Origin of the sequence: Pseudomonas sp. KNUC1026, assembly GCF_021650705.1 — a bacterium.
Classification (GTDB): domain Bacteria; phylum Pseudomonadota; class Gammaproteobacteria; order Pseudomonadales; family Pseudomonadaceae; genus Aquipseudomonas.
The window spans coordinates 4511994-4538061 of record NZ_CP087138.1 but is presented as its reverse complement, the minus strand read 5'-3'; the positions used below and the strand labels follow the sequence as shown (position 1 = coordinate 4538061).

Below are 26068 nucleotides of genomic sequence, written 5' to 3'. Positions count from 1 at the left end.
GGGTGGTGGGGGTGGGGCGATTCGCGGTATACTCCCGCTCTTTACATGTGCAGCCCAAGAGACAGGTGACTTCGTGACCCAGCCTACGCCAGCCGTGCGTACCTTCCAAGACTTGATTCTCGCCCTGCAACAGTACTGGGCCGAGCAAGGTTGTGTGGTGCTCCAGCCCTACGATATGGAAGTAGGCGCGGGCACCTTTCACACGGCCACCTTCCTGCGCGCCGTCGGCCCTGAAAACTGGAATGCCGCCTACGTGCAGCCCAGCCGCCGCCCCGGTGACGGCCGCTATGGCGAAAACCCCAACCGCCTGCAGCATTACTACCAGTTCCAGGTGGTGCTCAAGCCGAACCCGGCGAACTTCCAGGAGCTGTACCTGGGCTCGCTCAAGCACATCGGGCTCGACCCGCAAGTGCACGACATCCGCTTCGTCGAAGACAACTGGGAATCGCCGACTCTGGGCGCGTGGGGCCTGGGCTGGGAAATCTGGCTCAACGGCATGGAGGTGACTCAGTTCACCTACTTCCAGCAGGTTGGCGGCATCGAATGCTATCCGGTCACTGGTGAAATCACCTACGGCCTGGAGCGCCTGGCCATGTACCTGCAGGGTGTGGACTCGGTCTACGACCTGGTCTGGACCGACGGCCCATTCGGCAAGGTCACCTACGGCGATGTGTTCCACCAGAACGAGGTGGAGCAGTCGACCTACAATTTCGAGCACGCCAATGTCGAGAAGCTGTTCGAGCTGTTCGACTTCTACGAAAGCGAAGCCAACCGCCTGATCGAGCTGCAACTGCCGCTGCCAACGTACGAAATGGTGCTCAAGGCCTCGCACACCTTCAACCTGCTGGATGCGCGCCGGGCCATTTCGGTCACCGAGCGCCAGCGCTACATCCTGCGCGTGCGTACCCTGGCCCGCGCCGTCGCGCAAAGCTACCTGCAAGCCCGTGCTCGCCTGGGCTTCCCGATGGCATCCCCCGATATACGAGACGAAGTGTTGGCTAAGCTGGAGGCTGCGCAATGAGTGCTCAAGATTTCCTGGTAGAACTGGGCACCGAAGAACTGCCACCCAAGGCGCTGCAGGCGCTGGGTGAAGCTTTCCTGGCCGGCATCGAGAAGGGCCTGCAGGCTGCAGGCCTGAACTACACCGGCAAGCAGTTCTATGCTGCCCCCCGCCGCCTTGCCGTACTGATCAACAGCCTTGATGTGCAGCAGGCCGACCGCGCTATCAACCTCGATGGCCCGCCCGTGCAGGCAGCCTTCGACGCTGAAGGCAACCCGACTCAGGCCGCCCTGGGCTTTGCCCGCAAGTGCGGTGTGGATATCTCCGAAGTCGACCGCAGCGGCGCCAAGTTGCGCTACAGCCAGAACATCAAGGGCAAGCCCACTGCCAGCCTGCTGCCGACCATCGTCGAAGACTCGCTCAACGACCTGCCGATCCCCAAGCGCATGCGCTGGGGTGCGCGCAAGGAAGAGTTCGTGCGCCCGACCCAATGGCTGGTGATGCTGTTCGGTGACGAAGTCGTCGACTGCACCCTGTTGGCACAACGGGCCGGCCGTGACTCCCGCGGCCACCGCTTCCACCATCCGGAGGCCGTGCGTATCCAATCGCCCGCCAGCTACCGCGAAGACCTGCGCAAGGCCTACGTGCTGGCCGACTTCGTCGAGCGCCGCGAGCTGATCGCCAAGCGCACCGAGGCGCTGGCCCTGCAGCAGGAAGGCACCGCTATCGTGCCGCCAGCGCTGCTCGATGAAGTGTCCGCGCTGGTCGAATGGCCGGTACCGCTGGTGTGCTCGTTCGAAGAGCGCTTCCTCGAGGTGCCCCAGGAAGCGCTGATCACCACCATGCAGGACAACCAGAAGTACTTCTGCCTGCTGGACGCTGACGGCAAACTGCTGCCGCGCTTCATCACCGTGGCCAACGTCGAGAGCAAGGACCCGCTCCAGATCGTCTCGGGCAACGAAAAAGTCGTGCGCCCACGCTTGACCGATGCCGAGTTCTTCTTCAACCAGGACAAGAAGCAACCGCTCGAGAGCTTCAACGAGCGGCTGCGAAACGTGGTGTTCCAGGCTCAGCTGGGCACCGTGTACGACAAGGCCGTGCGTGTATCGCAACTGGCTGCCTGGGTCGCGCCGCGCATTCAGGGCAACGCCGACCGCGCCGCGCGCGCAGGCCTGCTGTCCAAATGTGACCTGGCCACTGAAATGGTCGGCGAATTCCCGGAAATGCAAGGCATCGCCGGTTACTACTACGCCACTCACGACGGTGAGCCCGAAGACGTCGCCAAAGCGCTGAACGAGCAGTACATGCCGCGCGGTGCTGGCGCCGAGCTGCCTGAAACCCTCACCGGTGCTGCCGTAGCACTGGCCGACAAGCTCGATACCCTGGTCGGCATCTTCGGCATCGGCATGCTGCCCACCGGCAGCAAGGACCCGTACGCACTTCGCCGCGCCGCTCTGGGCGTGCTGCGTATTCTGATCGAGAAGCAGCTGGACCTGAACCTGGTCGAAGCGGTGGAAAAAACCATCTCGCTCTACGGCAACAAGGTGCAGGCTGCGGCGCTGTGCGAACAGGTGCTGGAGTTCGTCTTCGATCGCCTGCGAGCTCGCTACGAAGATGAAGGTGTGGACGTGGCCTGCTACCTCGCAGTGCGTGCACTCAAGCCTGCGTCCGCGCTTGATTTCGACCAGCGCGTGCAGGCCGTTCAGGCCTTCCGCAAGCTGCCCGAGGCCGAGGCTTTGGCCGCAGTGAACAAGCGTGTGTCCAACCTGTTGGGCAAGGCCGAAGGCAATGTCGCGAGCAGTGTCGAGCCCAAGTACTTCGACAACGCCAACGAGTTTTCGCTGTATTCGGCCATCCAGCAAGCCGACCATGCCGTGCAGCCGATGTTCCAGGCGCGCCAGTACAGCGAAGCCCTGGCTCGCCTGGCTGCGTTGCGCGAGCCGGTAGATGCGTTCTTCGAGGCCGTGATGGTCAACGCCGAGGACGCCAACGTACGTGCCAACCGCTATGCACTGCTGGCACGCCTGCGCGGGCTGTTCCTCGGCGTTGCCGACATTTCTGTGCTGGGGTAAGCCGTGAAGCTGCTCATTCTCGATCGTGACGGTGTGATCAACCAGGATTCCGACGCCTATATCAAGTCGTTGGAAGAGTGGGTTCCGATCCCCGGCTCCATCAGTGCGATCGCTGAGCTGAGCAAAGCCGGCTGGACGGTGGCTGTGGCCACCAACCAGTCCGGCATCGCCCGCGGCTATTACCCGCTGGCAACACTCGATGCCATGCACGCGCGGCTGCGCGAGCTGGTAGCGGGCGAGGGCGGCGAAGTGGGCATGATCATCTACTGCCCACATGGGCCGGATGAACACTGCACCTGCCGCAAGCCATTGCCCGGCATGCTTGAACAGATCGCTGCCCACTACAGCGTCCCGCTGGAGGGTGTCTGGTTCGTCGGCGACAGCGCCAGCGACCTGCAGGCGGCGCGCGCTGCGGGAGCCCAACCTGTGCTGGTGAAAACCGGCAAAGGTGAGCGAACTCTGAGCAAGGGCCTGGAAGCCGACACCCAGGTTTTTGAAGACCTGGCCGCCGTGGCACAGGCACTTATCCACCTTTAGAACAACCAGGAGGCGGGTGCAGAAGCACCCAGGCTCCGCTACGGAACACAACGCCATGACCAAACAGTCGACCGGTCGCGTCGCCTTGTTCTACTTCATTCTGGCCAGCAGCTCGCTGGTCTGGTGCACTTTGAGCTTCTTTGTCGCCCCGTTCCTGCCGTTCGCCAAGCGCTATCGGTTCGTCAACGGTCACTGGTGCCGTTTTGCGATCTTCCTGGCGCGCATTGTGCTCAAACTGGATGTACGCATCACCGGGGCCGAGAACGTGCCGGCGCAGCCCTGCGTGATCGTGTCCAATCACCAGAGCACCTGGGAAACCTTTTTCCTGTCCGCCTACTTCCAGCCTATGAGCCAGGTGCTGAAGCGTGAGCTGTTGTTCGTGCCGTTTTTCGGCTGGGCCATGGCGATGCTCAGGCCCATCGCAATCAACCGCGACAACCCTAAAGAGGCGCTCAAACTGGTGGCCGCCGAAGGCGACAAGCTGCTCAAGGATGGCGTTTGGGTGCTGATATTCCCCGAAGGCACCCGCGTGCCTTATGGCCAGGTAGGCAAGTTCACCCGCAGCGGCGCGGCGCTGGCGGCAAACGCCGACCTGCCTGTGCTGCCTATTGCGCACAACGCTGGCAAATACTGGCCTAGAGAGGGCTGGGGAAATACAGCGGCACCATCGAGCTGGTCATTGGTGAACCGCTGTATGCCCAAGGCAAGGGCCCGCGTGACATCGCAGCGCTCAATGATCGCGTACAGGCCTGGAATGAAACCGCACAGCGCGCGATGGGTTCACTGCCCGAACCCATCGAAGCGCCGAGTGCCTGATTGTGGATAACTTGTGAGCAACACTTGGAATAACTTTTGAAATAAGCAGCTAAGCTCATGAATTAGCTGCTTATTTCTTTATCTTCCAATTGTGAATGACGTTGAAACGCTTCACGTCTTGGTGATATCAACGTGCCGGGTTTCCTTGAGGCAGGCCAGGCTCACGATGACGCTGACTGCCGTCACAATCACCGGGTACCACAGCCCGTAGAAAATATTTCCCGTATACACCACCAGCGCAAAGGATACGGTCGGCAGCAAGCCGCCAAACCAACCATTACCGATGTGATAAGGCAATGACATCGAGGTGTAGCGGATGCGCGTGGGGAACAACTCCACCATCACCGCAGCGAGCGGGCCGTAACACAAGGTCGCGATCAGGATCAGCGCAAAAATGACGACCACCACCATCACCTGGTTGACCTGCCCGGGATCTGCCTTGGCGGGGTAGCCTGCCGCATTCACAGCGTTAGCTAACGCGGCCTGATCGAACCCTGCGATTCGCGTATCACCCACCGACACCACCACATCACTGCCTGCGGGTGCAGCCTGGCTCGTATAGGGCAGGCCGGCCTTTACCAGGAAGGTCTTGACCTTGTCACAAGGACTGTCGAAGCGGGCCTTGCCGACCGGGTCGAACTGGAAGGTGCAGGTGGCGGGGTCTGCCATTACTGTAATGGGCGCCTGAGCACTGGCCCTGTCGATGGCAGGGTTGGCATAGTGGCTGAGCGCTTTGAACAATGGAAAGTACAGTACGGTGGCCAATATCAGGCCGGTTACCAGAATGGGCTTGCGGCCAATGCGATCCGACAGCCACCCGCAAATCACGAAGAACGGCGCGCCCAGTATCACCGCGACGATCATCAGGCTGTTGGCCTGGCCGGGGTCCATCTTCAGGATCTGGGTGAGGAAGAACAACACGTAAAACTGTGCGGTGTAGAACGTGACTGCCTGGCCTGCATTGATGCTGAACAGTGCGATCAGCACGACCTTGAGGTTCGGCCACGAGCCAAAGGACTCGCGGATCGGGGCCTTGCAGGTCTTGCCTTCGGATTTCATCTTCAGAAAGGCAGGGGACTCATGAAGGCTCAGCCGAATCCAGGTAGAGATACCCAGCAACACGATAGACAGCAGAAACGGTAGCCGCCAGCCCCATGCCTCGAATTGGTCACCGCTGATATAACGGCAGCCCATCACCACGACCAGCGACAACAACAACCCCAACGTTGCCGTCGATTGTATCCAGCCAGTGTGATGGCCACGCTTGTTCGCTGGCGCATGCTCAGCGACATAGGTAGCAGCCCCGCCATATTCTCCTCCAAGGGCCAGCCCCTGCAGCATGCGCAGCACAATCAGGATCACGGGTGCGGCGATGCCGATGCTGCTGTAGGAGGGCAGCAGGCCTACCGCGAAGGTCGACACGCCCATCAGCACGATGGTGACGAGAAAGGTGTACTTGCGCCCGATCATGTCGCCGAGCCGGCCGAACACCAATGCACCGAATGGCCTGACCAGAAAGCCTGCAGCGAACGCCATCAGCGCGAAAATGAACGCCGTGGTGTCATTCACCCCGGAGAAGAACTGCTTGCTGATGACAGCGGCGAGAGCGCCGTACAGGAAGAAGTCATACCATTCGAAAACGGTACCCAGAGAAGAGGCGAAGATGATCTTGCGCTCTTCGCGCCGTGCGCCAGGCGCAACGGCGCCTGGATGTGGCTGGATGTAGTCCGACATGGGTCTGGTCCTCGGCCCCGGTGGGGCACAGTGATTATTGTTGTTGTCCACTGTCAGCTCCGGTCGACTGCACTGTCGGAGCCCTGCTGTTGCATCAGCTAGCTACAGGCTGCGGCGCCTCCTTCGGGGTGTGGTTGATTACCTGGGCGCCCCGGGAAGCACCCTGCAAGATCAATTGGGCTGCCTTTTCCGCGATCATCAGTGTGGGTGAGCAGGTATTGCCGGACACGATGGTAGGCATGATCGAGGCGTCAGCCACGCGCAGCCCCGCCACGCCTTGCACTCGCAGTTGATCATCCACTACCGCCGCGTCGTCATGGCCCATGCGACATGTACCGGCTGGGTGAAAGATCGTGGTTCCGATCGCACTGGCGGCCTGGTGCAATGCGTCCTCGGTTTGCAGGCTGGCACCGGGCAGATATTCCTCTGGTGCAAAGCGAGCCAGTGATGGCGCCTGAACGATACGCCGAGTCAGCCGAATGGCACGGGCGGCAACGTTCAGGTCTTGGGGTGGCTGAGGTAATTGGGATCAATCCTGGGCGCATCCCCGGCGGCAGTTGACTGGATGAGCACACTGCCCCGGCTCATCGGCCTCAGGTTGCAGACTGAAGCGGTGAAGGCGGCGAAGGTGTGCAGCGGTTCGCCAAAGCGGTCCAGTGACAACGGTTGTACGTGGTATTGCAGATCGGCGCTGGCTTGCTCGGGGCTGGATTTGGCAAAGGCCCCCAGTTGGCTTGGCGCCATAGCGAGCGGGCCGCTGCGGTCGTAAAGATAACGCAGCCCCATGCCCATCTTGCCCCACAGTGAATTGGCCACCTGATTCAGGGTGCGGGCGTTGTTCACTTTGTAGATCAGCCTGAGTTGAAGGTGATCTTGCAGGTTCGCCCCCACGCTCGGCATGTCACGCCTAACTTCGATCCCCAATGCGTGCAACGCGCTACGAGGGCCAAGCCCGGAGCGTTGAAGGATAGCCGGTGAGCCGATAGCGCCAGCGCAGAGGATTACTTCCCGGCGCGCATGGAAGCGGCGCCGGGCACCTTGGCAGATGGCCTCGAGGCCCTTGACCCTGCTGCCATCGAAAATCAGCCTGTCAGCTGTAGCTTGGGTTAACAGCGTGAAATTCGGCCGCTTCAGAATAGGCCGGATGAAGGCTTTGGCCGAATTCCACCGAACACCGCCCTTTTGGTTGACCTGAAAATATCCACAGCCTTCGTTGTCGCCGGTATTGAAGTCATCCACAGGCGCGATGCCGGCTTCAGCCGCTGCACTGCGGAAAGCGTCCAGGATTGGCCAGTGATAACGCTGGCGCTCGACTCGCCATTCGCCACTGCCACCATGCCATTGGCTATCACCTCCGAAGTGGTTCTCGCTTTTCTTGAACAGCGGCAATACGTCGTTCCAACTCCAGCCACTGCAGCCTTGCGCGGCCCACCCGTCGTAATCGCGTGCCTGGCCGCGCATGTAGATCATGCCATTGATGGAGGAGCAGCCGCCCAGCACCCTGCCGCGAGGGTAGCTCAGGCTGCGGCCACCAAGGCCGGGTTGCTCTGAGGTTTTGAAACACCAGTCGGTGCGTGGGTTACCGATGCAATAGAGATAGCCCACCGGGATGTGAATCCAGGCGTAGTTGTCGTTGCCGCCGGCTTCGAGCAGCAGCACTCGGGCTGTTGGGTCGGCCGAAAGCCGATTGGCGAGCAATGCACCCGCCGGGCCGGCACCAACGACGATGTAATCCCAGGTTTCGCTGGCTGGTGGCATAAGCCCCTCCGCTCCTGTTTTTATTGTTCGCCTTTGATAGTGGTTGATTGAAACCGCCTTGCCCACCGGCGTTTTCGCCCACTGGCTGTGCGTTTTCGCACAACTGTGCTGAGCTGTAGGGCAAGAATAAAAACACTTACGGGCCGGCCATGTTCGACTGGAATGACCTGAAATTCTTTCTGGAGCTACACCGCAGCGGCCGTTTGCTGGCGGCCGCCAAGCGCCTGGGAACGACGCATACTACGGTCGCGCGGCATGTCGAGCGCATCGAGCAAGCGCTGGGTACAGCGTTATTCGTACAGCACGCCGCCGGCCATGTTCTTACCCCTGCGGGGCAGGCGCTGGTTACCCATGCAGAGGCCATGGAGAACGCGGCGCTGTTGGCCCAGGAGGCTATTACACAAAACCTTGTGCCTTTGGGGAGGGTAAGGCTCGGGGTAACCGAAGGGTTGGGTGTGGCATTCCTCACTCCACGAATGAACGAATTGCTCACACGCTACCCCGGGCTGGAAATGGATATGGTCGCGGTTCCCCGGTTCGTGAGCATCCTCAATCGGGAAGCAGAGATCAGCATTCAGCTTGAGCGCCCGCAGGCCGACTTGCTGATCACACGCAAACTCACCGACTACCGCCTGGCGCTCTATGCCAGCCCCGGCTACCTGGATCAGGCGCCACCCCTCGAATCACGCGAACAATTGGGCCTGCATCAGTGGATCGGCTATGTGGACGATCTGCTGTTCAGCCAGGAACTGCTGTTTCTCGATGGTTTCTGCCGGTCGCCTAACGTGGCGTTTCGCAGTACCAGCGTAATCGCGCAACAGTTCGCAGCCCGCGCAGGGCTCGGGATTGCGGTATTGCCCAACTACATGGCTGCTGGGGATCCTGAGCTGGTGAGGGTATTGCCCGGCGAGCATCTGCAGCGCAGTTACTGGATCAGTTCGCGGCGCGAACTTCATAAGGCCGTGAGGCTGAGGGTGGTTTGGGACGCATTGCTTGATTTGTGCGACAGAAATCAGGACCTGCTCATGGCGACCTAGCTCATTCGTACTTTATCGTACTTCTAGATTCATTAAACTCCATTAATTATTGGAGCCATACGAAATAAAACCTAATACGTAACACATACCAAAATCCGCTAAGAACAGTAGCTAAGCTCGCGCTCGTTGCCATCGTTGCTGCAAAAAGCAGCTTTGGCTCTGCACACAAACCTATGGGAGCCCCGTAATGCGAAAGCTGGACCGTGCCGACATCGGCATCCTCAATGCGCTGCAAGACAACGCACGTATCACGAACGCGGAGCTCGCGCGTTCGGTCAACCTTTCGCCCACACCCTGCTTCAATCGAGTCAAGGCGATGGAGGAGTTGGGGTTGATTAGACAGCAGGTGACTTTGCTGGCGCCTGAGCTTCTGGGGCTGCACGTGAACGTTTTCATACACGTGAGCCTGGAAAAACAGGTGGAAGACGCCTTGGCTCGCTTCGAACAGGCGATATCTCAGCGTGATGAAGTGATGGAGTGCTACTTGATGAGCGGCGACGCGGACTTCCTGATCCGCGTGCTGGTGCCCGATATCCACGCGCTGGAACGCTTCATCATGGACCACCTGACGCGGTTCCCAGGGTGGCCAATATCCGCTCGAGCTTTGCACTCAAGCAGGTCCGGTATAAAACGGCGCTACCACTGCCGGCAAATGGGTTGATCGTGGGCGGCTAGAGAAGCAACTCTGGCCGCCCCATTTTGCGCCGATTATCCCGATGAGCGATGACAGGGAATCAGTTGGGCAAGTAGTTATCCAGTTCCTTGGTGCGCTGTTCGGTGTGCTGCTGTTTACAGCCCAGCAAAACCAGGCCTCGCAACGTTCCACCGATATGGGCTTGATACTGCGCATCACAATCAGCATCTCGAAATGCAATCCAGGCTTTCTGGGCATTGATCAGCTTGCGCCTGGAAGCGGCATTGTCTTCGCCCGGCGCCGAACTGCCAGAGAGGCGCTTGAGTAGCTTCTGATAGGACATGTTGAGGTCGGCATCAGCCGCCTTGAGCGACTTCTGAGCGCACTCCTGCATATCCACGGTACTGACAGCACCTGAGCAGTCCTGGGCCGCTTGAGCGGCACTGCAGGCGCTTGCAAGCAGTATCGCGGAGAGGGCAGGGCGGATGAGTTTGAGCATGTAACCTCCAGTCAAAGATTGAACTGGAGGGTAGCAGAGAGTATTCAGGCCGAAAAACAAAAGGCCCGGCTGTTGGGCAGCCGGGCCTGAGTGCATGCTGGGGCTGTCAGAAGTCGAGGTTAGACACCGCCAGGGCGTTGCTTTCGATGAAGTCGCGACGTGGTTCAACCGCGTCACCCATCAAGGTATTGAAGATCTGGTCGGCCGCGATGGCGTCTTCGATGGTGACCTTCAACATGCGGCGAGTTTCCGGGTCCATGGTGGTTTCCCACAGTTGGTCAGGGTTCATCTCGCCCAGCCCTTTGTAGCGCTGGATAGTGTGGCGTTTGGTGCTCTCGTTCATCAGCCATTCCAGGGCTTCCTTGAACTCGCTCACAGGCTTCTTGCGCTCGCCACGCTGAACGTACGCACCCTCATCGAACAGGCTGCTCAGCTGAGCCCCCAGCGCCGTGACGGTCTTGTAGTCATTGCTACCGAAGAAGTCACGGTTGAAGGTCACGTAACTGGAAAGGCCATGGGAACTGACTTCCACCTCTGGCAGCCAGACATTACGCTCGCGATCTTCGCGCAGGGTCGCCTTGTAAGTGAGGCCTGACTTTTCAGAGCGCTGCAGGCGGGCAGAGAACTTCTCCAGCCACTGGTTCATATAGGCCTGGTCAGCCAGTTGCTCCAGAGACACTGCCGGAACATAAACGAAGTGCTCGGTAATCTCCTGCGGGTAGAGGCGGGAGACACGCTTGAGGGTCTTCATCACGGTGCGGAAGTCGTTGACCAAACGTTCGAGCTGTTCGCCACCGATGCCTGGCGCGCCTTCACCCAGATGCAGGCTCGCATCTTCCAGGGCCGACTGGGTCATGTAGTCTTCCATGGCCTCATCGTCCTTGATGTATTGCTCGTGCTTGCCGCGCTTGACCTTGTACAGCGGCGGTTGCGCAATGTACACATAGCCACGCTCGACAAGCTCGGGCAACTGGCGGAAGAAGAAGGTCAGCAGCAAGGTACGGATGTGCGAACCGTCCACATCAGCATCGGTCATGATGATGATGTTGTGGTAGCGCAGCTTGTCGATGTTGTACTCCTCGCGCCCGATACCGCAACCCAGCGCGGTGATCAGGGTGCCCACTTCCTGGGACGAGATCATCTTGTCAAAGCGTGCTTTCTCGACGTTCAGGATCTTGCCTTTGAGGGGCAGGATGGCCTGAGTCTTACGGTTACGGCCCTGCTTCGCGGAGCCGCCGGCGGAATCACCCTCCACCAGGTAAAGCTCGGAAAGGGCAGGGTCCTTTTCCTGGCAGTCGGCAAGCTTGCCTGGCAAACCAGCGATGTCCAGAGCGCCCTTACGGCGCGTCATCTCACGGGCTTTACGAGCAGCCTCACGAGCACGGGCCGCATCGATCATCTTGCCGACTACGGCTTTGGCTTCGTTCGGGTTTTCCAACAGGAAGTCAGAGAAGTACTTGCCCATCTCCTGCTCGACCGCGGTTTTCACCTCGGAAGAGACCAGCTTGTCTTTGGTCTGCGAGCTGAATTTCGGGTCAGGCACTTTCACCGAAATGATGGCTGTCAGGCCTTCGCGCGCATCGTCACCAGTGGTCGCAACTTTGTTCTTCTTCGCCAGGCCTTCCTGCTCGATATAGGTGTTCAGGTTTCGAGTCAGGGCCGAGCGAAAACCCACCAGGTGCGTACCGCCGTCCCGTTGTGGGATGTTGTTGGTGAAGCACAGCAGGTTTTCGTTGAAGCCGTCATTCCATTGCAGAGCGATTTCAACACCTACGCCGTCTTCACGTTGAACGTTGAAGTGAAAGACCTGCTGGTTGATCGATGTCTTGTTAGTGTTCAGGTACTCCACGAATGCGCGCAAGCCGCCTTCATAGCGGAAGGTCTCTTCCTTACCCGAACGCTCATCCCTCAGCACAATGCCAACGCCCGAGTTAAGAAACGACAACTCACGGATGCGCTTGGCCAAAATATCCCAGCTGAAATGGATATTTTTAAAAGTCTGGTCAGAGGGCTTGAAATGGATCTCGGTGCCGCTGGTTTCGCTATCGCCAACAGCCTCGATAGGTGCCTGGGGCACGCCGTGAACATAATGCTGTTCCCAGATCTTGCCTGCGCGACGCACGGTCAGTCGCAGCGATTCAGACAACGCATTGACCACTGACACACCAACGCCATGGAGGCCGCCGGATACTTTGTAGGAGTTATCGTCAAATTTTCCGCCGGCGTGCAGAACGGTCATGATGACTTCGGCTGCAGAAACACCTTCTTCCTTGTGGATATCCACAGGAATACCACGGCCGTTGTCACGTACCGAGATCGATTCATCGGTGTGGATAGTGACGGTGATGTCATCACAGTGACCAGCCAGTGCCTCGTCAATAGAGTTATCCACCACTTCGAAGACCATGTGGTGAAGGCCCGTGCCATCGTCGGTATCACCGATGTACATGCCAGGCCGTTTACGTACGGCGTCTAGGCCCTTGAGTACTTTGATACTCGAGGAATCGTACGTTTGATTTTCGCTCATGCCTTACTCCCGAGGGTCGAGGTGCTGGGTGATCTCACCGTGTTCCACGTGGAACATCGATACCGGCGTATCCGCCTGCCAGTCCCCACTCAACAATTCATGTTGTACGCAGGTGATGAACACCTGGCACTTCAATTCTTCCAATAATCGGCACAGTGCCCTACGGTGACGCTCATCCAGTTCGGACGGTAGGTCGTCGACCAGGTAGACGCATTGACCACGGCGCACTTGGCTTACCAAGTGCCCCTGTGCAATTTTTAGCGCACACACCACCAGCTTCTGCTGGCCTCTCGACAAGATATCTGCCGCGTTATGCACACCTATCTTGAGTCGAAGGTCGGCGCGCTGAGGGCCGGCATGGGTATGGCCAAGCTGCTGATCCCTGTGCAGGCCCGCAGCAAGCACATCACTTAACGGCCGGTCTTTATCCCAACCTCGGTAGTAACTGAGGGTTAGCCCCTCCAGCTCCACAAGCTGAGCCAGAACTTCCTCGAATACTGGTTTCAGCGCTTTGATGTAAGCACGCCTGAATTCGTCGAGCTGCTCACTGGCTCCGCATAATTCACGGTCCCAGGCCGCCTGAGAAATGGCATCAAGTGTACCATGGCGCAACCATGAGTTCCGCTGCTTCAGCGCCTTCTGCAAACGCTGCCAAGTAGCCATGAATCGAGGTTCCACGTGGAACACTCCCCAGTCCAGAAACTGGCGACGCACCTTGGGCGCCCCTTCGAGCAAGCGAAAGCTGTCAGGGTTGATCAACTGCAAAGGAAGAATTTCTGCCAACTGGGCCGTACTTTTTGCGTTTTGCCCATCAACCCTGATGGTGAAATCGCCCTGCCTTTCGCGGGAAACACCCAAATTGCTGATACGGCCTGATCCAAGGTCTACCTGACCAAACACAGTGCAGGCGTCCTGCTCATGCTGAATCACAGGAAGTAATTTGGCACTACGGAAGGATCGAGCCAAGCCAAGCACATGGAGCGACTCCAGCAGGCTGGTTTTACCGCTGCCGTTTTCGCCATAGAGGATATTGATACGAGGGGAGGGGAGTAACGTCACCGCGCGCAGGTTGCGCAGCGCGGTGACGGTGACGCGACACAATGCCATCTACAGGTTAGAGGCGCATCGGCATAACAACATACGCCGAGTCTTCGTTATCCGCTTCTTGCAAAAGCGCACTGCTGCTGGAATTGGACAATACCAAACGAACCTGCTCGGTCCCCATGACACCGAGTACGTCGAGCAGGTAACTGACGTTGAAGCCGATCTCCAGGGAGTCGCCTTGGTAGTCAACGCCGATCTCTTCTTCAGCCTCTTCCTGTTCAGGGTTGTTAGCCTGAATTTTCAGCAGGCCGCTTTCGAGCAACAGGCGAATCCCGCGGTATTTTTCGTTGGACAGAATTGCCGTTCGGCTGAATGCTTCACGCAGCGCCTGGCGATCACCGACCACGTGCTTGTCACCGCCCTTAGGCAATACGCGTTCGTAGTCAGGGAATTTACCGTCGACCAGTTTCGAGGTGAACGTGAATTCGCCTGTAGTGGCTCTTATGTGATGCCGGCCCAGAACAATAGCGACCTGGCCATCAGGCTCGGTCAACAAACGCGCAAGCTCGAGGATACCCTTGCGAGGCACGATCACCTGATGGCGATCAGCCTGGCCTATATCTACATTCATCGAGCACATGGCAAGGCGGTGGCCGTCGGTGGCGACTGCGCGAATTAGGCCGGCACTGACTTCCAGCAGCATGCCATTGAGGTAGTACCGAACGTCCTGTTGCGCCATGGCGAAGCCAGTCCGGTCAATCAACCGGCGCAGGCGGCTCTGCTCAAGCGAACAGGTCAGTGAACCCGGGCCTTCTTCGACAGTAGGGAAATCCTTGGCCGGCAGCGTGGAAAGCGTGAAACGGCTGCGGCCCGCCTTTACCATCAACTTCTGTTCGTCGACACGCACATCGATCAGTGCGTCGGCAGGCAGGCTTTTGCAGATGTCCATCAGCTTGCGCGCGGGAACGGTAATCTCGCCGGCTTCGGCAGGTTCATCCAATTGCACACGACCTACCAGTTCGACTTCAAGGTCAGTGCCGGTCAGCGATAACTGCTGGCCGTCGACGATCAGCAGCACGTTGGAGAGCACTGGGAGTGTCTGACGTCGCTCTACGACACCTGCAACCAGCTGCAGTGGCTTCAACAGGGCTTCGCGTTGAATGGTGAAATGCATGGTCTGGTCCTTGCCTTAAAGTTCTACGAGCCGTGGCGTCATGTGGTCAACGTCCGCAGCAGGTTTTTATAGTCTTCGCGAATGTCCGCGTCAGACTCTTTGAGCTCATTGATCTTTCTGCATGCGTGCAGAACTGTCGTATGGTCACGGCCACCAAACACATCGCCGATTTCAGGCAGGCTGTGGTTGGTAAGCTCCTTCGACAACGCCATGGCAACTTGCCGCGGCCGGGCGACTGAGCGCGACCGACGCTTGGACAGCAGGTCAGAGATCTTGATCTTGTAGTACTCGGCGACAGTGCGCTGAATGTTATCCACACTCACGAGCTTGTCCTGGAGCGCCAGCAAGTCCTTGAGCGACTCACGAATCAACTCGATCGTGATATCGCGACCCATGAAGTGGGAATGCGCGATCACACGCTTGAGCGCGCCTTCCAGTTCACGGACGTTGGAGCGGATGCGCTGGGCAATGAAGAACGCCGCGTCATGAGGCAGCTCGACTTTAGCCTGGTCGGCCTTCTTCATCAGAATCGCGACCCGCGTCTCAAGCTCAGGAGGCTCAACCGCCACTGTGAGGCCCCAACCGAAGCGGGACTTGAGACGCTCTTCCAGGCCTTCGATTTCCTTTGGATAGCGATCGCTGGTGAGGATGACCTGTTGGCCCCCCTCGAGCAGGGCGTTGAAGGTGTGGAAAAACTCCTCCTGGGAACGCTCCTTGCGCGCAAAGAACTGGATGTCATCGATCAGCAGCGCATCGACGGAGCGATAAAAGCGCTTGAACTCGTTGATGGCGTTCAGCTGCAGTGCCTTGACCATGTCAGCGACGAAACGCTCCGAGTGCAAGTAGACCACCTTGGCATTCGGGTTCTTCTTGAGCAGATGGTTACCCACAGCATGCATCAAGTGCGTTTTACCCAAGCCCACACCGCCATACAGGAACAGTGGGTTGTAACCGTGCTTGGGGTTGTCTGCTACCTGCCAGGCAGCCGCGCGCGCCAACTGGTTGGACTTGCCCTCGACGAAGTTTTCGAACGTAAAGGTGCGGTTCAGGTAACTGGTGTGCTTGAGCGCACCCTCGACCTGAACATCACGCTTTTCACCCTTGCCGCCGGGAGAAGCCGGGATGTCATGAACTTCGCTAGCAGGAGGCGTTACCACCTGGGGCACTTCCCGGGGCGCTGCCGGTTCAGCAAAAGGCGCTGCGGCACTGGGAGCAGAGATTACAGGCGATGCTGCCGGAGGTGGCGCACTAGGGGATTGCCGAGCAGTAGGGCTACGCCGGCTGCCGATCATCAACGACACGGCGGGGACGCCACCCTTGTCGCCCATGAGCTCAAGCAAGCGGCCCAGGTACTTTTCATTGACCCAGTCGAGAACGAATCGATTAGGCGCATAGACACGAAGCTCTGCGCCTTCCATCTCCACTTGAAGTGGGCGGATCCAGGTATTGAACAATTGAGCAGGCAGCTCTTCGCGTAGCAGCTCTACGCATTGCTGCCAGATTTCCACTGACACGGACATCCCCTGAGAGAAAAACAGCGAGGGCAAGATCGACCCGCCATTGTACCGGTGTACCCCTAACTTATCCACACCGAGGCACTGATCTCTAGGACGGGCGGAGCGAAAACTGGCATAGACCTCCCGAAATACAAACTCAGGAGGTCTGTGCATAACTGACCTGGAGCTCTAGGGAAAACCACTCTGTGAAAGCTGTGCATAACTATGCCTGTGCATAACAAACGTATTTACCCACAACCCGTGCACGGGTAGCCCACCCCCGCCGCACCGCTTTTAGGCCAGTTTCCATTTCTCTACGGGCTGCGTACTCTGTGGCCTACAGTAGCTTATCCACAGAACCGGGCTTCTCTAAGTACTACAACATCTTCTAAGAAGCTTTATATGCCTTTTTCTTTTTTACTCCTTGAGCACGTGGGTCGACCGCTCGTCCGTATGAAGCAACGGAGAAATTGGTCGGAAATTGACCTGCGTGCGGGCTTTCACTAGAATCGCCGGTCTCTTAAAAACAGGGGCCATCCCGGCCCTGGTTGACGAACCAGGTAACTACCCATGAAACGCACTTTCCAACCCAGCACCATCAAGCGCGCTCGCACTCACGGCTTCCGTGCTCGCATGGCCACCAAGAACGGCCGCACCGTTCTGTCGCGTCGCCGTGCCAAGGGCCGCAAGCGTCTGGCAGTCTGATATAGCCGGCACAGGTAGGTGAGTCAGGACTTCAGCCGGGGCAAGCGACTGCTGGTACCCGGGCAATTCAAGGCGGTCTTTGACTCCCCGACCGGCAAGGTTCCGGGGAAGAACCTCCTGATCCTTGCGCGCGACAATGCGCTCGATCACCCGCGCCTGGGTTTTGTGATTGGCAAGAAAAGCGTGAAGCTTTCGGTCCAGCGCAATCGGCTCAAGCGTGTAATTCGCGAATCATTCCGCCAGCACCAACACCAGTTGGCTGGATGGGATGTGGTCATCGTGGCCCGCAAAGGCTTGGCCGACACAGAAAACCCCGAGCTGCATCAGCACTTCGGCAAACTCTGGAAACGGCTGGCACGGCTACGAGCAGCACAACCTTGCGCTGAAACCGATTCAAAGGGGCAGCACAGTCAAGATGCGTAAACTGGTCCTGCTTCCGATCCAGTTTTACCGTTATGCCATTAGCCCGCTGATGGCCAGCCACTGTCGTTTCTACCCAAGCTGCTCAGCCTATGCCATTGAAGCCATCGAATTGCATGGCGTGTGGCGTGGTGGCTGGATGGCGACCAGGCGGCTATGCCGTTGCCACCCTTGGCATCCGGGCGGTGTCGATCCGGTTCCGCCTTCCTCTCCTTCTCGATCTTCTCCGATAGCCGAGTAATCATGGATATTAAACGCACGATCCTGATGGTCGCCCTGGCAGTCGTCGCCTACACCATGGTCCTGAAATGGAACCAGGATTACGGCCAGGCGCAACTGCCGGACGCTCAGGCCAACCATCAGGCCCAAGTGCCGAGCGATGTGCCGCAGGCTCCTTCGGACAACGCCACGGTGTCCGACGTCCCTAACACCACGCCTGCTGCCCCGGCTGCTGAAACCGCCCCGGCGAGCGCATCACTTGTGCATGTACGCACTGATGTCCTTGACTTGGCCATCGACCCCAAAGGCGGGGACGTGGTGCAGCTGACACTGCCTGAATATCCGCGCCAGCAAGGCCGCCCGGACGTTCCGTTCCAGTTGTTCGACAATGGCGGCGAGCGCCTGTATGTAGGCCAGAGTGGCTTGATTGGCGCCAATGGCCCCGATGCCCAGGCAGCCGGCCGCCCGCTTTACGTTTCGACGCAAAAAAGTTATCAACTGGCCGATGGCCAGGATCAACTGGTGGTCGACCTGACCTACAGTGCCGCCGGGGTCAACTACATCAAGCGCTTCACCCTCAAGCGGGGCGAATACGATGTGCAGGTGAGCTACCTGATCGATAACCAGAGCGCACAGCCCTGGACTGGCAACCTTTTCGCTCAGCTCAAGCGCGACAGCAGCGCGGATCCGTCCGCCAGCACTGCTACCAGCACCGCCACCTACCTCGGCGCTGCGGTGTGGACACCTTCCGAGCCCTACAAAAAAGTGGCGATGAAGGACATCGACAAAGGCAGTTTCAAGGAAACCGTGCAAGGTGGTTGGGTTGCCTGGTTGCAACATTACTTCGTGACTGTCTGGATTCCGTCCAGGGATGACAGCAACGTTGTCTCCACTCGCAAGGACAGCCAAGGCAATTACATCGTCGGTTTCACGGGTTCCACGATCACCGCGGCCCCTGGCACCAAGGCGCAAGCGAACGTCACGCTTTACGCAGGCCCGAAAGTCCAGGACAAGCTAAAGGCACTCTCGCCAGGCCTGGAATTGACCGTCGATTACGGCTTCCTGTGGTTCATTGCCCAACCGATCTTCTGGCTGCTGAAACATATCCACAACCTGCTCGGTAACTGGGGTTGGTCGATCATCTGCCTGACCATCCTGATCAAGCTGCTGTTCTTCCCGCTTTCTGCCGCCAGCTACCGTTCGATGGCGCGCATGCGTGCTGTAGCGCCACGCCTGGCCGCGTTGAAGGAACAGTTCGGTGACGACCGTCAGAAAATGTCCCAGGCGATGATGGAGCTCTACAAGAAAGAGCGCATCAACCCGTTGGGCGGTTGCTTGCCAATCGTCGTACAGATGCCGGTTTTCCTGGCCTTGTACTGGGTACTGCTGGAAAGCGTCGAGGTTCGCCAACAGCCCTGGATGTTCTGGATCAGCGACCTGTCGATCAAAGACCCCTTCTTCATCCTGCCGATCATCATGGGCGCCACCATGTTCATTCAGCAGCGGCTGAACCCCGCACCGCCGGATCCGATGCAGGCCAAGGTGATGAAGCTGATGCCGATCATCTTCACCGCGTTCTTCCTGATGTTCCCGGCTGGCCTTGTGCTGTACTGGATCACCAACAACACGTTGTCGATCCTGCAGCAGTGGGTAATTACCCGTAACATCGAGGCCGCAAGCAAGAAAGCCGAAGCCTGACGCGGCTTATGCTGTGGACAAAACGCCCCTGCTTCAGGGGCGTTTTGCTATCTGACATTTTCATCACCAGGAGCAGGCTGTGAATAAAGACACCATTGCCGCGATCGCGACTGCCCAAGGCAGGGCTGGAGTGGGGATCGTGCGAGTCTCAGGGCCTCTGGCGTTGGAGGTGGCCCACCAGGTTGCTCACCCCGCTCCCAAGCCGCGATACGCCCACTACGGTCCTCTCAGAGATGCTCAGGGCTCGGTAATAGATCAAGGCCTGGCGCTTTACTTCCCGGGGCCGCACTCGTTCACCGGTGAAGATGTACTGGAACTGCAAGGGCACGGCGGCCCCGTGGTACTCGACCTGTTGCTCAATGCCTGCATCAACGCCGGCTGCCGCCTGGCGCGGCCCGGTGAATTCAGTGAACGCGCCTTCCTCAACGACAAACTTGACCTGGCACAGGCCGAAGCGATCGCTGACTTGATCGAGGCGAGTTCAGAGCAAGCCGCGCGCAATGCGCTGCGCTCATTGCAAGGTGAGTTTTCACGGCAGATCCATGAGCTGGTGGAGCGCTTGATCGCCTTGCGCATCTACGTTGAAGCGGCCATCGACTTTCCGGAGGAGGAAATCGACTTTCTTGCCGATGGCCATGTGTTGAGCCAGCTGACTGGCGTTCGCCAGCACTTGGCTGAGGTGATTCGGCAAGCAGCCCAAGGGGCTCTTTTGCGCGATGGGATGACTGTCGTGATCGCTGGCAGGCCTAACGCCGGTAAATCCAGCTTGCTCAACCTGCTGGCGGGCAAGGAAGCGGCAATCGTGACGGACGTCGCCGGCACCACTCGTGATGTGCTGCGTGAACATATCCACATCGATGGCATGCCGCTGCATGTGATCGACACTGCCGGGTTGCGCGACACCGAAGACCGCGTGGAAAAAATCGGTGTGCAACGTGCATTGGATGCGATCGCAGGTGCAGACCGCGTATTGCTGGTGGTGGACTCTACCGCGCCGGAAGCTGCCAATCCTTTTGCGCTATGGCCCGAGTTTCTGGATCAGGCGCCACCCACGGGCAAGGTAACCCTGGTGCGCAACAAGGCAGATCTATCCGGCGAAACTGTGCAAGCAGTGACAGACACTGACGGCCACGTCACGTTGAGCCTGAGTGCCAACAGAGCAGATGAGGGCCTGCAACTGCTCAGAAACCACCTGAAGGCTGCAATGGGCTATGAGCAGACCTCCGAGAGCGGCTTCAGTGCACGGCGCCGTCATCTGGACGCCTTGCGGCGGGCAGGCGATCAGCTGGAGCACGGCCATCTGCAGTTGACCGAGGCCGGCGCAGGGGAGCTGCTTGCAGAAGACCTACGGCTGGCACAACAGGCCTTGGGCGAAATTACAGGTGCTTTTACGCCGGATGACCTTCTGGGGCGAATATTCACAAGCTTCTGCATCGGCAAATAGCCCGATCCAGAATGGCATCAAGCCGGCGCAATGCCGGCTTTTTTGCGCCCGAGCGCTGGATAAGCCCTGTGGAAAACCCTACGTGAGGGGTATTGATAAGCACAGGGATAACCCTGAGGAAAACCATGCCTGTGCGTAACTGCAGATTTATGCACAGGCTATTCCAGGTTTTCCAAGGGGCCCACGCCGGGATGATCACAAGGTTTAAATTCTCTGTACACCACGATTGGCGGTGGATGTAGCTCTTTATCCACAGATATTGGCCTCTGTATACATAAACATAAAAACAAAGCTTTTATACATTTTTTCTTTTTTATCTCTTTTAGCTGAAAGGCTTCGAAACCGCTCGTCCATCTCTGGCTATTTTTTGCTCAACCGCTTCATTCCGCTTATTGGTTTCCCTATACTGCGCGGCTATCCCTATTTCCCATCTACTAACAGGCACGAGGTGCGTGGTGGATTTCCCTTCCCGTTTTGAAGTGATCGTCATTGGTGGCGGCCATGCCGGGACCGAGGCAGCACTGGCTTCGGCACGCATGGGCGCGAAAACCCTGTTGCTGACCCACAACGTGGAAACGCTGGGGCAGATGAGCTGCAACCCCGCGATCGGGGGGATCGGCAAAAGCCACCTGGTCAAGGAAATCGATGCGCTCGGCGGTGCAATGGCATTGGCCACCGACAAAGGCGGCATCCAGTTTCGGGTGTTGAACAACCGGAAGGGCCCGGCAGTGCGCGCTACTCGAGCGCAGGCCGACCGTATTCTTTACAAGGCCGCAGTACGCGAAATCCTTGAGAATCAGCCCAACCTGTGGATATTTCAGCAAGCCTGCGATGACTTGATCGTCGAACAAGATCAGGTCAAGGGTGTAGTCACCCAAATGGGCCTTCGCTTTGAAGCCGACTCGGTGGTGTTGACAACTGGCACCTTCCTTGGCGGGCTTATCCACATCGGGATGGAAAACTATTCCGGTGGCCGGGCAGGTGACCCGCCTTCAATCGCATTGGCACGCCGGCTTCGCGAACTGCCCCTGCGTGTGGGCCGTTTGAAAACCGGTACGCCGCCGCGTATCGACGGCAAGTCTGTGGATTTCTCGGTAATGACCGAACAGCCGGGAGATACCCCTATTCCGGTGATGTCGTTCATGGGCGACGCTCAGATGCACCCGCGTCAGGTCAGTTGCTGGATTACCCATACCAACGCGCGGACCCATGAAATCATCGCGGCCAACCTGGATCGCTCACCCATGTATTCGGGTGTGATCGAAGGGGTCGGGCCACGCTACTGCCCGTCGATCGAAGACAAGATCCATCGATTTGCCGATAAGGACAGTCACCAGGTATTCATCGAGCCGGAAGGCTTGACGACCCATGAGCTGTATCCAAATGGCATCTCGACGTCGCTGCCTTTTGACGTGCAACTGCAGGTGGTGCGTTCGATCAGAGGGATGGAGAACGCGCACATCATGCGTCCGGGTTATGCGATCGAATATGACTACTTCGATCCCCGGGACCTGAAGTACAGCCTGGAAACCAAAGTGATCGGCGGTTTGTTCTTCGCTGGCCAGATCAACGGTACAACCGGCTACGAAGAGGCTGGCGCACAAGGCCTGCTCGCCGGCACCAACGCCGCGTTGCGTGCCAAAGGGCACGAGAGCTGGTGCCCACGTCGCGACGAAGCCTACATCGGGGTACTGGTTGACGATCTGATCACCTTGGGAACTCAAGAGCCTTATCGGATGTTCACCTCTCGCGCCGAATACCGGTTGATCCTGCGGGAAGACAACGCCGACCTGCGCCTGACCGAGCAAGGTCGCAAACTGGGCCTTGTGGATGATGCCCGCTGGGCTGCCTTCAGCGCCAAGCGCGAGGCTATCGAACTTGAGGAGCAACGGCTACGAGGCACCTGGGTGCGGCCCAATACGCCGATAGGCAATGCGATCAGTGAACGCTTCGGCACGCCGTTGACGCATGAATACAATCTTTTGGCATTGCTGAGCCGCCCTGAAATCGACTACGCCACGCTTGCGCAGGTGACCGAGGCAGCCGTGATTGACCCACAGGTCGCAGAGCAAGTCGAGATTCGTACCAAGTACGCCGGCTACATCGACCGCCAGCAGGATGAGATCGATCGGCTGCGTGCCAGCGAAAACACCCGCCTGCCTGTGGATATCGACTATCTTGGCATCTCTGGGCTTTCCCGCGAGATCCAGGGCAAGCTCGACAAGGCGCGCCCAGAAACGCTCGGCCAGGCTTCACGCATTCCCGGTGTGACTCCCGCCGCTGTGAGCCTGTTGATGATTCATCTGAAAAAACGCGGCGCGGGCCGCGAGCTGGAGCACAGTGCGTGAGTGAAGTGGTGAATGGCAGGCATGCCGAAGAGTTGTCCACAGGTGCACGAGCGCTCGGCATAGAGATGACCGAGGCGCAACACAATGGGCTGCTCGGATATCTGGCGCTGTTGATCAAGTGGAACAAGGCCTACAACCTGACCGCAGTACGCGATCCGGATGAAATGGTCTCCCGGCACCTGCTCGATAGCCTGAGCATCCTGCCTTGGATCGATCCCCACGCCGAGCGTTGGCTCGATGTGGGTAGCGGTGGGGGAATGCCCGGGATTCCACTGGCGATCATGTTTCCGGAAAAACAGATCACTACGCTCGACAGCAACGGCAAGAAGACCCGCTTTCAGACTCAGGTCAAGCTGGAGCTCGGCCTGACGAACTTGCAAGTTGTCCACAGCCGGGTCGAGCAGCATCAACCTGCCGAGCCCTATCACGGCATCGTTTCGCGCGCGTTCAGCAGCCTGGCTGACTTCACTGGCTGGACACGGCATCTGGGCGACACACAAACCCACTGGTTGGCAATGAAGGGTCTGCATCCTTCCGATGAACTGGTAGCATTGCCGCCGGATTTCGAAATGCAGAGCGAGCAGGCTTTGGCCGTCCCTGGTTGTCAGGGCCAACGCCATCTGCTGATACTGCGCCGCACGGCATGACTGGGAACACAGGCAACAATGGCTAAGGTATTCGCGATCGCGAACCAGAAAGGGGGTGTGGGTAAAACCACAACCTGCATCAACCTTGCGGCATCGCTGGTGGCGACGCGTCGGCGCGTCCTGATGATCGATCTCGATCCCCAAGGTAACGCGACGATGGGCAGTGGTGTGGATAAACACGCCTTGGAGCATTCGGTCTACGACGTGCTGATAGGTGAGTGCGACCTTGCTCAAGCCATGCATTTTTCCGAACACGGCGGCTACCAGCTGCTGCCAGCCAATCGTGACCTCACTGCGGCCGAAGTCGTACTGCTTGAAATGCAGATGAAGGAAAGCCGTCTGCGCACTGCGCTGGCGCCGATCCGGGAAAACTACGACTACATCCTCATCGACTGTCCACCATCGCTGTCCATGCTCACGCTCAACGCCCTGGTGGCCTCCGATGGGGTGATTATCCCCATGCAGTGCGAGTACTACGCGCTCGAAGGGCTGAGCGACCTTGTGGACAACATCAAGCGTATCGGTACGCTGCTCAATCCGGACCTGAAGATCGAAGGCCTGCTGCGCACCATGTACGATCCTCGGCTCAGCCTGATCAACGATGTATCGGCCCAGCTGAAGGAACATTTTGGCGACCAGCTGTACGACACGGTGATTCCACGCAACGTGCGCCTGGCCGAAGCACCCAGCTTCGGCATGCCCGCGCTGAGCTACGACAAGCAGTCCCGGGGGGCGCAGGCCTACCTGGAACTGGCAAACGAAATGGTTCGCCGGCAGCGCCGCAAAGCGCGCAGCGCCACCGCCATCTGAGGAATCACCATGGCTGTCAAGAAACGAGGGCTCGGCCGCGGGCTCGACGCACTGCTCAGTGGCTCCAACGCGACCGTGCTGGAAGAGCAGGCGGCCAGCATCGACCAAAGCGAGTTGCAGCACTTGCCGTTGGACCTGATCCAGCGTGGCAAATACCAGCCGCGCCGCGATATGGACCCGCAAGCGCTTGAAGAATTGTCGCTGTCGATCAAGAGCCAGGGCGTGATGCAGCCGATCGTGGTACGCCCGATCGGCCAGAACCGTTACGAAATCATTGCCGGGGAACGGCGGTGGCGCGCCAGCCAGCAAGCGGGCCTGGACACTATCCCGGCAATGGTGCGCGAGGTGCCCGACGAAGCGGCTATCGCCATGGCGCTGATCGAGAACATCCAGCGCGAGGACCTCAACCCGGTCGAGGAAGCCATCGCCCTGCAACGCCTGCAGCAGGAATTCCAGCTGACCCAGCAGCAGGTCGCGGACGCTGTGGGCAAGTCCCGTGTCAGCGTGGCGAACCTGATGCGTTTGATCGCCTTGCCGGATGTGATCAAGACCATGCTTTCCCACGGTGACCTGGAAATGGGGCATGCGCGCGCGCTGCTCGGTTTGCCTGACGATCAACAGGTCGAGGGGGCGCGACACGTTGTCGCACGAGGGCTGACCGTACGCCAGACCGAGGCGCTGGTTCGGCAATGGCTCAGTGGCAAACCTGCGCCAGCCGAGCCTGCCAAACCCGACCCGGACATCACCCGGCTCGAGCAGCGCCTGGCTGAGCGTTTAGGCTCTGCGGTGCAGATTCGGCATGGCCAGAAGGGCAAAGGCCAACTCGTGATTCGCTACAACTCGCTGGATGAACTTCAGGGCGTTCTTGCGCACATTCGCTGAAACATATCTGGTGTGGTCGCCCAGTCGGAAATGCCCCTGCGGCAGTTGAACAGGGGCTGAACCACCCCTATACTCTGCGCGCATTTTGCCGGCACATTTTATGCCAAGTCGTTGATTCAAGGCAGGCCGGCCAAAAGGAGCCAAGTCGATGGAAACCCGCACGCCAAACCGCTTGCCCTTTCATCGGTGGCCGGTGTTCCCGGTTCTTTTGGCGCAAATGTTGGTTTCGTTGGTAGCTGCCGGTGTAGTGTGGCGGGCTTACGGAACGGTCAGCGGTTACTCCGGCCTGATTGGCGGCGTGATTGCCTGGCTTCCGAATGTTTATTTTGCTTATAAGGCGTTCAGGTATTCCGGCGCCAGGGCAGCCCAAGCCATCGTTCGGTCGTTCTATGCCGGCGAGGCGGGCAAAATGATTCTCACGGCAGTGCTGTTTGCACTGGCGTTCGCGGGGGTTAAGCCACTGGCGCCGTTGGCGCTGTTTGGCTGCTTTCTGCTGGCCCAATCGGTCAGCTGGTTTGCGCCCCTGCTCATGAAAACAAGATTTTCGAGACCTTAGGGCGTTTGAGG

General features: G+C 58.7%; 22 protein-coding genes and 2 pseudogenes. 16 read left to right on the top strand and 8 right to left on the bottom strand.

Annotated elements, in window-relative coordinates; genetic code table 11:
• The first annotated feature begins 73 nt into the window (after positions 1-73).
• The 4 genes and pseudogenes from glyQ (at position 74) to LN139_RS21395 (ending at position 4425) form a co-directional block, all read left to right on the top strand.
• Positions 74-1021, top strand: a complete 948-nt coding sequence (gene glyQ / locus LN139_RS21410; protein WP_236356759.1) for a glycine--tRNA ligase subunit alpha — start codon at positions 74-76, stop codon at positions 1019-1021.
• Positions 1018-3072 carry a glycine--tRNA ligase subunit beta gene (glyS, locus tag LN139_RS21405; RefSeq protein WP_236356756.1) on the top strand — a complete coding sequence of 685 codons (2055 nt, stop codon included), beginning with the start codon at positions 1018-1020 and terminating at the stop codon, positions 3070-3072. The genes glyQ and glyS overlap by 4 nt, the downstream gene beginning before the upstream one ends.
• Positions 3073-3075: 3 nt before the next feature.
• Positions 3076-3609 carry a D-glycero-beta-D-manno-heptose 1,7-bisphosphate 7-phosphatase gene (gene gmhB / locus LN139_RS21400; protein ID WP_236356753.1) on the top strand — a complete coding sequence of 178 codons (534 nt, stop codon included), beginning with the start codon at positions 3076-3078 and terminating at the stop codon, positions 3607-3609.
• A gap of 55 nt (positions 3610-3664) precedes the next feature.
• Positions 3665-4425 (top strand): annotated as a pseudogene (locus LN139_RS21395) (lysophospholipid acyltransferase family protein).
• Between the two features lie 111 nt (positions 4426-4536).
• Here the strand turns inward: LN139_RS21395 and LN139_RS21390 are convergent.
• The 3 genes from LN139_RS21390 to LN139_RS21385 form a co-directional block, all read right to left on the bottom strand.
• Positions 4537-6159, bottom strand: coding sequence for an MFS transporter (locus LN139_RS21390; RefSeq protein ID WP_236356751.1), 1623 nt, complete (start codon positions 6157-6159; stop codon positions 4537-4539).
• A gap of 94 nt (positions 6160-6253) precedes the next feature.
• Positions 6254-6622 (bottom strand): GMC oxidoreductase, encoded by a 369-nt coding sequence (locus LN139_RS25880; RefSeq protein ID WP_442964457.1) that lies wholly within the window; start codon positions 6620-6622, stop codon positions 6254-6256.
• Between the two features lie 35 nt (positions 6623-6657).
• The gene (locus tag LN139_RS21385; protein ID WP_442964348.1) at positions 6658-7917 is read right to left on the bottom strand and encodes a GMC family oxidoreductase; all 1260 of its coding nucleotides are present in this window, start codon (positions 7915-7917) and stop codon (positions 6658-6660) included.
• A gap of 149 nt (positions 7918-8066) precedes the next feature.
• Here LN139_RS21385 and LN139_RS21380 point away from each other — a divergent pair, with 149 nt between their 5' ends.
• Both LN139_RS21380 and bkdR read left to right on the top strand, forming a co-directional pair.
• Positions 8067-8954: a LysR family transcriptional regulator gene (locus LN139_RS21380; RefSeq protein ID WP_236356749.1), complete on the top strand. Its 888-nt coding sequence runs from the start codon at positions 8067-8069 to the stop codon at positions 8952-8954.
• Positions 8955-9141: 187 nt separating this feature from the next.
• Positions 9142-9629, top strand: a pseudogene (gene bkdR, locus LN139_RS21375) (Bkd operon transcriptional regulator BkdR).
• 59 nt (positions 9630-9688) lie between these two features.
• Here the strand turns inward: bkdR and LN139_RS21370 are convergent.
• The 5 genes from LN139_RS21370 to dnaA all read right to left on the bottom strand — a co-directional run bounded on the left by LN139_RS21370 (position 9689) and on the right by dnaA (position 16346).
• Complete coding sequence (locus LN139_RS21370; protein ID WP_236356748.1) at positions 9689-10087, bottom strand: lysozyme inhibitor LprI family protein; 399 nt, start codon at positions 10085-10087, stop codon at positions 9689-9691.
• Between the two features lie 106 nt (positions 10088-10193).
• Complete coding sequence (gene gyrB / locus LN139_RS21365) at positions 10194-12614, bottom strand: DNA topoisomerase (ATP-hydrolyzing) subunit B (RefSeq protein ID WP_236356743.1); 2421 nt, start codon at positions 12612-12614, stop codon at positions 10194-10196.
• A gap of 3 nt (positions 12615-12617) precedes the next feature.
• Entirely contained in the window at positions 12618-13721 is a 1104-nt protein-coding gene (gene recF, locus LN139_RS21360; protein ID WP_236356740.1) for a DNA replication/repair protein RecF, read from the bottom strand.
• A gap of 7 nt (positions 13722-13728) precedes the next feature.
• A complete protein-coding gene (dnaN, locus tag LN139_RS21355) occupies positions 13729-14832 on the bottom strand; it encodes a DNA polymerase III subunit beta (RefSeq protein ID WP_236356738.1) in 1104 nt (367 codons plus the stop codon).
• A gap of 38 nt (positions 14833-14870) precedes the next feature.
• Positions 14871-16346 carry a chromosomal replication initiator protein DnaA gene (dnaA, locus tag LN139_RS21350; protein WP_236360554.1) on the bottom strand — a complete coding sequence of 492 codons (1476 nt, stop codon included), beginning with the start codon at positions 16344-16346 and terminating at the stop codon, positions 14871-14873.
• Between the two features lie 552 nt (positions 16347-16898).
• Here dnaA and rpmH point away from each other — a divergent pair.
• The 10 genes from rpmH (at position 16899) to LN139_RS21300 (ending at position 26057) form a co-directional block, all read left to right on the top strand.
• On the top strand, positions 16899-17033 hold the full coding sequence (gene rpmH, locus LN139_RS21345) for a 50S ribosomal protein L34 (RefSeq protein WP_043192020.1): 135 nt from the start codon (positions 16899-16901) through the stop codon (positions 17031-17033).
• Between the two features lie 18 nt (positions 17034-17051).
• Positions 17052-17456 (top strand): ribonuclease P protein component, encoded by a 405-nt coding sequence (rnpA, locus tag LN139_RS21340; protein ID WP_236356727.1) that lies wholly within the window; start codon positions 17052-17054, stop codon positions 17454-17456.
• A complete protein-coding gene (yidD, locus tag LN139_RS21335; protein ID WP_236356724.1) occupies positions 17449-17694 on the top strand; it encodes a membrane protein insertion efficiency factor YidD in 246 nt (81 codons plus the stop codon). The genes rnpA and yidD overlap by 8 nt, the downstream gene beginning before the upstream one ends.
• Before the next feature lie 2 nt (positions 17695-17696).
• Entirely contained in the window at positions 17697-19370 is a 1674-nt protein-coding gene (yidC, locus tag LN139_RS21330) for a membrane protein insertase YidC (RefSeq protein WP_236356722.1), read from the top strand.
• 79 nt (positions 19371-19449) lie between these two features.
• A complete protein-coding gene (mnmE, locus tag LN139_RS21325; protein ID WP_236356720.1) occupies positions 19450-20814 on the top strand; it encodes a tRNA uridine-5-carboxymethylaminomethyl(34) synthesis GTPase MnmE in 1365 nt (454 codons plus the stop codon).
• A 455-nt stretch (positions 20815-21269) separates the two neighbouring features.
• Positions 21270-23162, top strand: a complete 1893-nt coding sequence (gene mnmG / locus LN139_RS21320; RefSeq protein WP_236356718.1) for a tRNA uridine-5-carboxymethylaminomethyl(34) synthesis enzyme MnmG — start codon at positions 21270-21272, stop codon at positions 23160-23162.
• A 65-nt stretch (positions 23163-23227) separates the two neighbouring features.
• On the top strand, positions 23228-23809 hold the full coding sequence (rsmG, locus tag LN139_RS21315) for a 16S rRNA (guanine(527)-N(7))-methyltransferase RsmG (RefSeq protein WP_442964456.1): 582 nt from the start codon (positions 23228-23230) through the stop codon (positions 23807-23809).
• 18 nt (positions 23810-23827) lie between these two features.
• Complete coding sequence (locus LN139_RS21310) at positions 23828-24619, top strand: ParA family protein (RefSeq protein WP_236356708.1); 792 nt, start codon at positions 23828-23830, stop codon at positions 24617-24619.
• 9 nt (positions 24620-24628) lie between these two features.
• Positions 24629-25501 carry a ParB/RepB/Spo0J family partition protein gene (locus tag LN139_RS21305; RefSeq protein ID WP_236356706.1) on the top strand — a complete coding sequence of 291 codons (873 nt, stop codon included), beginning with the start codon at positions 24629-24631 and terminating at the stop codon, positions 25499-25501.
• Between the two features lie 148 nt (positions 25502-25649).
• Positions 25650-26057 (top strand): F0F1 ATP synthase subunit I, encoded by a 408-nt coding sequence (locus tag LN139_RS21300; RefSeq protein WP_236356696.1) that lies wholly within the window; start codon positions 25650-25652, stop codon positions 26055-26057.
• Positions 26058-26068 lie beyond the last annotated feature (11 nt).